The organism is Pseudomonas sp. CM27 (genome assembly GCF_013179515.1).
Lineage (GTDB): Bacteria > Pseudomonadota > Gammaproteobacteria > Pseudomonadales > Pseudomonadaceae > Aquipseudomonas.
Genome location: NZ_JABMCN010000053.1, coordinates 1 through 9,726, shown reverse-complemented (window position 1 = coordinate 9,726; position 9,726 = coordinate 1). Strand labels below are relative to the sequence as shown.

Sequence of the window (9,726 nt, the reverse complement as noted above, 5' to 3'; positions counted from 1 at the left end):
GCTGCTGGTAAACGTCCTTCAGCACAGCGTTCCACAGCCCCACCAGGGTGCGGTCCTGGTTGAACTTGTACTCGCCGCCGACGAAGTTGAAGCGGTCCGACACCCCGCCGCCGTAGCTCATGTCTTCCATGCTGGCGTCATTGCGCGGGCTGTTGCCGCGGAACTGGCCGCCGTACAGGGTCAGGCCGGCAATCTCGTTGGAGGTGACCTGCCCGCCGCGGAACGTCTGCGGCAGCGAGCGCCCGTCGTCCGAGCGCAGAATCGGCAGCACCGGCATCCACTCGCCGATCTTCAGTTCGGTCCTGGAAATCCGCGCCTTGCCTGCTACCGCCAGGCGCCCATAGTCATCCGCCGGCCGGCCATCGTCATGACGCGGGAGCAGCGCCGTGCCATAGGTGCCGCCACCGCCGTCGAGCTTCACCGACCACAGCCCCAGCACATCCACGCCGAACCCGATCGGGCCCTCGGTGAATCCCGAACGGGCATCGAGGATGAAGCTTTGCGTCCACTCCTCGGCTTTGCTTTGCGGGTTGGCGGGGTTGGTGAAATTACGGTTGATGTAGAAGTTGCGCAGCCCGAGCGTGGCCTTGCTGTCCTCGACAAAACCCGCCGCCAGACTAGTGCCTGGCAGGCCGGCAATGACCCCGGCGCCGAGCAGGGCGAAGGGAAGGGTTTGGCAGATTTTCATTATTGTTGTGCTCCCGAAGGGTGTAGCAGCCCGTCCACCGGGCACGCGCAAGCGGCCTGCGGCAGGGGCGAGTAGATTACGGGCCGGTCAGGGCCTGGAGTGACTGCGTACTAGCCGGCGGCTAGGTACCGGTGGATGTACGTGAGCTGGCTGCGGGAAAAGAGGTGTGCAACAGGCGTGGATGGAGCGGGATGAGTGTCGACATGATTTCGTCCACTGATTGTTGTTTTTGTTATGCGTTGTCGTACAACTGTGGGCGATTATTAGCAAGGAGGCGGTAGGCTGTCAATCCGTAATGACCCAGCGATCAAGGCTGAAATACCCGAAAAACCGGACGCACGTGCTCTACAATGCCGCGTGTAAAGACATACGACGACCCTGTCCGCACCCAGGCCCTTGATGGCGCTCGGCCTTTGGTACGAGCGGGTTCATCAATGCATTGAACCGCCGCGAACACGGGCGGAGCGCGTGCCGTTCTCCCCCTTTACCAATCAAATCCAGTTGGCGGTGGACCCTGCCGCAACCCCTGAACACACGGGAGCCCACGCGTAGTTGTCCCTGCCAGCAACTACCAACACAAATCTCCCGAGCTACGCGATTCCATGTAGGAGCGGCCTTGTGTCGCGAAAGGGCCGCACAGCGGCCCCGGCAATGGCACAGTCGGTAGAGTTTTCAGGGCCTACGCAGCCCTTCCGCGACACCAAGCCGCTCCTCAGACAAACCGCCATTGCAGAATCCACAGGATCAGTGCAGTGTAATGACATTCGTCTTTACATGAGGGCCAAGCCATGGCTTCCATCAACATCCGCGTCGACGACGATCTCAAAGCCCGCGCCTACAAAGAGCTCGAGCGCCTCGGCGTAACCCCCTCCGAGCTCATGCGACAGGCTCTGCAATATGTAGCTGAGCGGGGCAAGTTACCCTTCCGGCCGGTCCTCATGACCGAAGAAGATGAAGACCTCATTGCCACTGTGCAGGAGCGACTGGCTTCGCCGCAGCGCGTGAGGGTGCAGCTGGATGACCTATAGCCTCGACTTCGATTCCCGTGCATTGAAAGAGTGGAAGAAACTGGGCGATACCGTGCGTCAGCAGTTCAAGAAGAAACTGGCAGAGGTTCTGCTGAATCGTCGGGTTGAAGCCAATCGTCTTCACTCGCTACCAGACAGCTACAAGATAAAGCTGCGCAGCAGCCGGTATAGGCTGATCTATCAGGTCATTGACCAAGAGATCGTGGTTTTTGTCGTCGCTGTCGATCGCCGTGAAAGAGACCAAGCTTACAAAAAGGCTGCTGAGCGACTCGAGTAGGCCTCCAGGATATGGCAGTCCCAGGCTGCAGTCTCAAGGTAGACATCGCCAAAAAGCTAGAGCTCTGATTCTGTGGGAGCGGGCTTGCCCGCGAAGAACCCCATTCTGCCATTCCCGAGCCAATAAAAAAGGCTGCCAATCGGCAGCCTTCTTGATGTTCAGCCCGGAAAATCAGTCCCAGCTCAACGCCCCACCCGTCTGATACTCGATCACTCGCGTCTCAAAGAAGTTCTTCTCTTTCTTCAAGTCCATGATTTCGCTCATCCAAGGGAACGGGTTGGTAGTCCCTGGATACTCTTCTTTCAGACCAATCTGGGTCAGGCGACGGTTGGCGATGAACTTGAGGTAGTCCTCCATCATCGCGGCATTCATGCCCAGCACGCCGCGTGGCATGGTGTCGCGGGCGTATTCGATCTCCAGCTGGGTCCCTTGCAGGATCATCTGGGTCGCCTCTTCCTTCATCGCCGCGTCCCACAGGTGCGGGTTCTCGATCTTGATCTGGTTGATCACGTCGATACCGAAGTTCAGGTGCATCGACTCGTCACGCAGGATGTACTGGAACTGCTCGGCAACGCCGGTCATCTTGTTGCGGCGGCCCATGGACAGGATCTGGGTGAAGCCGCAGTAGAAGAAGATGCCTTCCAGCACGCAGTAGTAGGCGATCAGGTTGCGCAGCAGCTCTTTGTCGGTTTCGACGGTGCCGGTGTTGAATTCCGGATCGGAGATGGCGCGGGTGTACTTCAGGCCCCAGGCGGCTTTCTTCGCGACCGACGGGATCTCGTGGTACATGTTGAAGATTTCGCCTTCATCCATGCCCAGCGATTCGATGCAGTACTGGTAGGCGTGGGTGTGGATCGCCTCTTCGAAGGCCTGGCGCAGGATGTACTGGCGGCACTCCGGGTTGGTGATCAGGCGGTACACGGCCAGGGCCAGGTTGTTGGCAACCAGCGAGTCGGCAGTGGAGAAGAAGCCGAGGTTGCGCATGACGATGCGGCGCTCGTCTTCGGTCAGGCCGTCCTGGCTCTTCCACAGGGCGATGTCGGCGGTCATGTTGACCTCTTGCGGCATCCAGTGGTTGGCGCAGCCGTCCAGGTACTTTTGCCAGGCCCAGTCGTACTTGAAAGGTACCAGCTGGTTGAGGTCGGCGCGGCAGTTGATCATGCGCTTTTCGTCAACGGCGACGCGGGCCGAGGATCCTTCTAGCTCGGCCAGGCCTTCGGCGATGTCAAGGTCATTAAGCGACGCCTTGGCACGCTTCACTGCCTCGGAGTCGGTCGAAACTACGGCACGAGCTTCCAGGGCGGCGGCACCGCCGGCGCTGTCGAGCTTGTCGATACCTGGCTGGCTGGCTTGAGTGCTACTTGGGCCTTTAGTGGTGACTTCGTTTTCGTCCTTGTCGAATTCGTCCCAGCTCAGCATGGTGTTTTGGCTCCGCTTGTGGGTCGCTTGTGGGCGACCGTAAAAATTAAGATGAAGTGGTACTGCTAGAGACCACGCATGAACCGCCTCGGCTCACGAGGTGTCCCTGCAAAGGTTTCGAATTTGGTTTGAATGGCCATGAGCTTGGTGATCAGCGATCACAGGCTTCGTTGACGTACCGGCCGCAAAAGGCATCCGGAGGCAGGGGCCGACCATCGTAAGCGGTCAGAATTTTGAGCCGCTTTTGGAGGGGCAATATTGTACCGGAAAACGGCAATTCAGGGGCTTTCATGTCGTGTCTCCGATCTCTTTTTTTGGTAAGAGACCCGATAACCGTCGATGAGTTTGTCAAGACGCCAGTAGGGCAAAATTCGCCTATATGGTGTTGTGTCTTGTTCCGAAGCACACGATATAGTTTTGAGAGGTAGGGGACAAGCGAGAAATTCAAGCCGAGTTTGCCCTGAGTCAAGAGGATGGGCGTTACGCCGCATGGAAACGGAGCTCCGGCCTGTCAGGATCAGCTAACCGATTGACGAATGGCGATCGAGCGAAGGGGATTTTGAGTCAATGAAGCGGGGGGAATGGAAGCGCTGAGACAAAGAACAGGCAAAAAAACAGTCAGACCTCCTTGCCAGGAAATCGGTCACAGGTCAAGAGGCGTCATGGCATCTGCCCCAAGTAAAGCCGCAGAGTGTTAAAGGAAGAGTGAAGAAATGAGCATGGGCATTCCAAAAACAGAAGCCGGGAGTATTGCTCTCCCGGCTTTTTCTGCATTTACTTCGATTTCTTCACGGTTTCAACCACGTGGGTCTTGGGGTTCTGACGAGCCTTTTCGACCGTGGTGAAGCGCCCGCTATCCGCATCGCGACCGATTTTCTGGCCGCCGGATGATGTCTTTTTAGACATAGCGTGATTCTCCAATTTAGATGAGCATCACTTGACACTAGTCCTGACAGGCACGAAAATTCGCGCTCACTTTAGATCTGTAGGATCTAGCCTCCCTTTGAGCGATGCACGTGCTCGTGGGAGATCCAAGCCCGATGCAGCTGTAACTGCGTCGGGCTTTTTATTGCCTGAGAAAAGCAGTTCTTACAAAGCGGGGCGAGAGAAGTAACCTTCTTTCGCCCCGTGTTTACCTTACTGGCAGGCTTCGCAGTCAGGCTCGTCGATCGCGCAGGCCTTCGGCACTGGCGCAGGGCCGGCTGCCTGGACCGGGGCGCTGTCGCCACCGCTGGAAACGGCGTTGAGCTTGCCGGTGTTGATGGTCGACTTCTCGGTGCTGGTCGCAGCCAGGGCACGGAGGTAGTAAGTGGTTTTCAGACCACGGTACCAGGCCATGCGGTAGGTCACGTCGAGCTTCTTGCCCGAGGCACCGGCGATGTACAGGTTCAGCGACTGAGCCTGGTCGATCCACTTCTGGCGACGCGAGGCAGCATCGACGATCCACTTGGTCTCGACCTCGAACGCGGTGGCGTACAGGTCTTTCAGCTCTTGCGGGATACGCTCGATCTGCTGCACCGAACCGTCGTAGTACTTCAGGTCGTTGATCATCACCGAGTCCCACAGGCCGCGGGCCTTCAGGTCGCGGACCAGGTACGGGTTGATCACGGTGAATTCGCCCGACAGGTTCGATTTCACGTACAGGTTCTGATAAGTCGGCTCGATCGACTGCGACACGCCGGTGATGTTGGCGATGGTCGCGGTTGGCGCGATGGCCATGATGTTCGAGTTACGAATACCTTTTTGCACGCGAGCACGCACGGGGGCCCAGTCCAGCGACTCGTTCAGGTCGACGTCGATGTACTTCTGGCCACGGGCTTCGATCAGGATCTGTTGCGAGTCCAGTGGCAGGATGCCTTTGGACCACAGCGAACCCTGGAAGGTCTCGTAGGCGCCGCGCTCGTCGGCCAGGTCGCAAGAAGCCTGGATGGCGAAGTAGCTGACCGCCTCCATCGACTTGTCGGCGAACTCGACGGCAGCGTCGGAACCGTAGGCGATGTGCTGCAGGTACAGCGCGTCCTGGAAGCCCATGATGCCCAGGCCGACAGGGCGGTGCTTCATGTTCGAGTTGCGCGCTTGCGGCACCGAGTAGTAGTTGATGTCGATCACGTTGTCGAGCATGCGCACGGCGGTGTTCACGGTGCGTTGCAGCTTGGCGGTGTCCAGCTTGCCCTCAACGATGTGGTTCGGCAGGTTGATCGAGCCCAGGTTGCAGACCGCGATCTCGTCCTTGTTGGTGTTCAAGGTGATCTCGGTGCACAGGTTGGAGCTGTGAACCACGCCCACGTGCTGCTGCGGCGAACGCAGGTTGCACGGGTCCTTGAAGGTCAGCCACGGGTGGCCGGTCTCGAACAGCATCGACAGCATCTTGCGCCACAGGTCTTTGGCCTGGATGGTCTTGAACACCTTGATCTTGTTGTACTCGGTCAGGGCTTCGTAGTACTCGTAACGCTCTTCGAAGGCCTTGCCGGTCAGGTCGTGCAGGTCTGGCACTTCCGATGGCGAGAACAGGGTCCACTTGCCGTCATCGAAGACACGCTTCATGAACAGGTCAGGGATCCAGTTGGCGGTGTTCATGTCGTGAGTACGACGACGGTCATCACCGGTGTTCTTGCGCAGCTCGATGAATTCTTCGATGTCCAGGTGCCAGGTTTCCAGGTAGGCACAGACAGCGCCCTTGCGCTTGCCACCCTGGTTTACGGCAACGGCGGTGTCGTTGACTACTTTCAGGAACGGCACGACACCCTGGGATTTACCGTTGGTGCCCTTGATGTAGGAGCCCAGTGCGCGCACCGGGGTCCAGTCGTTGCCCAGGCCACCGGCGAATTTCGACAGCATGGCGTTGTCGTGGATCGCGTGGTAGATGCCTGACAGGTCGTCCGGCACGGTGGTCAGGTAGCAGCTGGACAGCTGCGGGCGCAGGGTGCCGGCGTTGAACAGGGTCGGAGTCGAGGCCATGTAGTCGAACGACGACAACAGGTTGTAGAACTCGATCGCACGGGCTTCCTTGTCTTTCTCTTCCAGCGCCAGGCCCATGGCCACACGCATGAAGAACACCTGCGGCAGTTCGAAGCGCACGCCGTCCTTGTGGATGAAGTAGCGGTCGTACAGGGTCTGCAGGCCCAGGTAGGTGAACTGCTGGTCACGCTCGTGGTTGATCGCCTTGCCCATTTTTTCCAGGTCGAAGTCGGCCAGGGCAGGGTTGAGCAGTTCGAACTCGATACCTTTGGCCACGTAGGCCGGCAGGGCCTTGGCGTACAGGTCGGCCATCTCGTGGTGGGTGGCGCTTTCGGCCACCTCGAGGAAGCCCAGGCCTTCGGCGCGCAGGGTGTCCATCAGCAGGCGGGCGGTGACGAACGAGTAGTTCGGCTCGCGCTCGACCAGGGTACGGGCGGTCATCACCAGGGCGGTGTTGACGTCCTTGATGGCCACGCCGTCGTACAGGTTCTTCAGGGTTTCGCGCTGGATCAGCTCGCCGTCCACTTCGGCCAGGCCTTCGCAGGCTTCGCTGATGATGGTGTTCAGGCGGGCCATGTCGAGCGGCGCCAGGCTGCCATTGGCCAGGGTGATGCGGATGCTTGGGTGCGGCTCGACCACAGCGTCGGTGTGGGCGCGGGTGGCACGCTCTTTGGCGCGCTGGTCGCGGTAGATCACGTAGTCGCGGGCGACTTTCTGTTCGCCGGCGCGCATCAGGGCCAGTTCGACCTGGTCCTGGATTTCTTCGATGTGGATGGTGCCACCCGATGGCATGCGACGCTTGAACGTGGCGGTGACCTGCTCGGTCAGGCGCGCGACGGTGTCGTGGATGCGCGACGAAGCGGCGGCGGTGCCGCCTTCAACTGCGAGGAACGCCTTGGTGATGGCCACGGTGATCTTGTCGTCGGTGTAGGCGACGACAGTGCCGTTACGCTTGATCACGCGCAGTTGGCCGGGGGCGGTGGCGGCCAGATCCTGGTTGGAATCGGCGGCCTGCGGCACCTTGGCCTGCGGGTTCTCGCGAGTTGTGTCGGTTTGCATGGGTGGGTGTCTCCACAGTTTCTATATTGATCAGGCGCCTTTTGGGCGCCCACCGTTCCGTCCACTTGCTCGATGGCCCGGCGGGGATGCGCAATGCATGCGCATCCGCCCGCGCGGGCGTACCGACTTCGGGACAGACTCAGGAATAAGGGGCAATGGCTTGCCGCTCCCTGGCCGAAGTCAAAGGTTTTGGGCTGGGCCCAAAAACTGCTGTTCAGTTTGCCGCTGGAGCGGTTTGGCTGTTGGAATCGCGCCAAGTTCAGCCAGAAAAAGCGCTTGAATTTCCGCGCTGACTTGTGTTTGCGACTCAGGGCTAAACCCAACATATAGTGGTTTGCCGCGTTCGGCATACAAGATAATGCGGTCTTGGCGTCTTTGCAAGGCGAGCGCCTGTGGATAACGTGTGGGTAGATTGTGGGTGAAAGGTGGGTATTCGCTGTAGGCCTTGTGCCAAGTGGTTTGCAGTATTTTTCTGCGCCACACTGCCCCAGTGCAGTTTTTTTCGGGGGCGCACCCTACCACAAAAAACGGTTCAGTCGGGGGAGAGCCGGGAGGTTGGCAGTACCCGGGGGGGGACGTAGTATCCGCGGGCAATATTGCCTTTTGGTTAAAGGGTTATGCTCCCTGCACAGGCCTCTTCGCAGCACAAGGAGAGCGCGACACCTTGAGCAGCCTTGTGCTGCGAAGCGGCCGGCACAGGCAACAGAACAACAACAAGCAAAGGCACAAGCCATGGACCACCCCGTACCCCGCATCCTGATTGTGGAAGATGACCAGCGCCTGGCCGAGCTCACCGCCGAATACCTGCAGGCCAACGGCTTCGAGGTTGCGGTGGAAGGCGATGGCGCCCGCGCCGCGCGGCGCATCGTCGACAGCCAGCCCGACCTGGTCGTCCTCGACCTGATGCTGCCCGGTGAGGACGGCCTGAGCATCTGTCGCCGGGTACGCAGCCAGTACCCCGGTCCGATCCTGATGCTCACCGCGCGCAGCGACGAGCTCGATCAGGTCCAGGGTCTGGACCTGGGCGCCGACGACTACGTCTGCAAACCGGTGCGCCCGCGCCTGCTGCTGGCGCGCATTCAAGCCCTGCTGCGCCGTACCGAAGCCCCGGACGGCAAGCGCCAGGACCTTGCATTCGGCGCGCTGCGCATCGACAACCGGCTGCGCGAGGCCCGCCTGGGCGAGCAACTGATCGAGCTGACCGGCGCAGAATTCGACCTGCTCTGGTTACTGGCCAGCAACGCCGGCAGGGTGCTGACGCGCGAGCAGATCTTCACCGCGCTGCGCGGCGTTGGCTACGACGGCCAGGACCGCTCCATCGACATACGCATTTCCAAAATTCGCCCCAAGATCGGCGATGACCCACTGCAGCCCCGGTTGATCAAGACCTTGCGCAGCAAGGGCTACCTGTTCGTCGGCGAGGCGCCATGAACAACTCGATCTTCCTGCGCATTTACGGGGGCATGCTGGCCGTACTGGTGCTGGTGGCCCTGCTCGGCGTGCTCAGTCTGCACCTGGTCAACGAAGTGCGCGCCGCCCAGCACCGCGAAGGCCTGGCCCAGGGCACGTTCAGCCTGATGGCCGATAACCTGGCAGTGCAGAACGACACCGAGCGCAAACGCTCGTTGCTGATCTGGGAGCGCCTGCTCGGGGTGCCGCTGACCCTGCAGCCCATGGCTGCGCGCCGCTTCGACGGCGGCCAGCGGGCACGTCTGTACCGTGGCCTGGTAGTGGTCGAGAAGACGGGCCCGCACGCTGTGCAGATACTGCGCAGGGTCGGCCAGCAAGACCTGTTGCTGGTGGCCCAGGTCAAACAGGTCAGCGAACAGCTGGCGCGGGCCACCCTTTACCTGTTGGCGGACGAACTGGTGCGCTACCCGGTTACCGAGCAGCAACAGCGCCTGGAACAGCTCAAGCGTGACAAGGGCTTTGGCTTCGGCGTGGCGCTGCAGCGTATAGAACGGGTGAGCCTGGACGATGACCAGCGACGCCGGGTGGAGGAGGGCGACACGGTGATGGCGCTGGGCAAGGATGGCGATTCGATCCGGGTGTTTTCCGGGCTCGCCGGTTCGCCCTGGGTGCTGGAAATCGGCCCGCTTTACCAACTGAACCCTTATCCCCCCCAGTTGCTGATCCTGATCGCCTTTCTTGGCCTGTGCCTGATCGGCCTGGTGGTGTACCTGCTGGTCCGCCAGCTGGAGCGGCGCGTGTCGGGCCTGGAAATTGCCGCCAGCCGCATCGCCCAGGGCAGCCTGGACACCCGCGTGCCGGCCGGCGACGCCGACTCGGTGGGGCGC

Annotated in this window: 8 protein-coding genes and 1 pseudogene; 4 read left to right on the top strand and 5 right to left on the bottom strand. The window is 60.4% G+C overall.

Features of this window, described 5'->3' with window-relative positions; genetic code table 11:
* The coding region (locus tag HP547_RS09145) for an OprD family outer membrane porin (protein WP_172286122.1) at positions 1–688 on the bottom strand (688 nt) is incomplete at its 3' end.
* Between the two features lie 788 nt (positions 689–1,476).
* Here HP547_RS09145 and HP547_RS09140 point away from each other — a divergent pair.
* Positions 1,477–1,716 carry a type II toxin-antitoxin system RelB/DinJ family antitoxin gene (locus tag HP547_RS09140; protein WP_028700126.1) on the top strand — a complete coding sequence of 80 codons (240 nt, stop codon included), beginning with the start codon at positions 1,477–1,479 and terminating at the stop codon, positions 1,714–1,716.
* Complete coding sequence (locus HP547_RS09135; protein ID WP_172286121.1) at positions 1,706–1,993, top strand: type II toxin-antitoxin system RelE/ParE family toxin; 288 nt, start codon at positions 1,706–1,708, stop codon at positions 1,991–1,993. The genes HP547_RS09140 and HP547_RS09135 overlap by 11 nt, the downstream gene beginning before the upstream one ends.
* Before the next feature lie 171 nt (positions 1,994–2,164).
* Here HP547_RS09135 and HP547_RS09130 read toward each other — a convergent pair whose 3' ends face one another.
* From HP547_RS09130 to HP547_RS09120, 4 genes are all read right to left on the bottom strand, one after another.
* Positions 2,165–3,412 carry a ribonucleotide-diphosphate reductase subunit beta gene (locus HP547_RS09130; protein ID WP_172286120.1) on the bottom strand — a complete coding sequence of 416 codons (1,248 nt, stop codon included), beginning with the start codon at positions 3,410–3,412 and terminating at the stop codon, positions 2,165–2,167.
* A 774-nt stretch (positions 3,413–4,186) separates the two neighbouring features.
* The gene (locus tag HP547_RS29605; RefSeq protein ID WP_256676297.1) at positions 4,187–4,318 is read right to left on the bottom strand and encodes a hypothetical protein; all 132 of its coding nucleotides are present in this window, start codon (positions 4,316–4,318) and stop codon (positions 4,187–4,189) included.
* Between the two features lie 231 nt (positions 4,319–4,549).
* A complete protein-coding gene (locus tag HP547_RS09125; protein WP_172219728.1) occupies positions 4,550–7,429 on the bottom strand; it encodes a ribonucleoside-diphosphate reductase subunit alpha in 2,880 nt (959 codons plus the stop codon).
* A gap of 180 nt (positions 7,430–7,609) precedes the next feature.
* Positions 7,610–7,810: a hypothetical protein gene (locus HP547_RS09120; RefSeq protein ID WP_172219725.1), complete on the bottom strand. Its 201-nt coding sequence runs from the start codon at positions 7,808–7,810 to the stop codon at positions 7,610–7,612.
* A gap of 351 nt (positions 7,811–8,161) precedes the next feature.
* Here HP547_RS09120 and HP547_RS09115 point away from each other — a divergent pair, with 351 nt between their 5' ends.
* Together HP547_RS09115 and HP547_RS09110 are read left to right on the top strand one after the other, a co-directional pair.
* Complete coding sequence (locus tag HP547_RS09115; RefSeq protein WP_172219722.1) at positions 8,162–8,860, top strand: response regulator transcription factor; 699 nt, start codon at positions 8,162–8,164, stop codon at positions 8,858–8,860.
* A pseudogene (locus tag HP547_RS09110) lies at positions 8,857–9,726 on the top strand (two-component sensor histidine kinase); the annotation flags it as partial. The gene HP547_RS09115 and the pseudogene HP547_RS09110, both read left to right, overlap by 4 nt.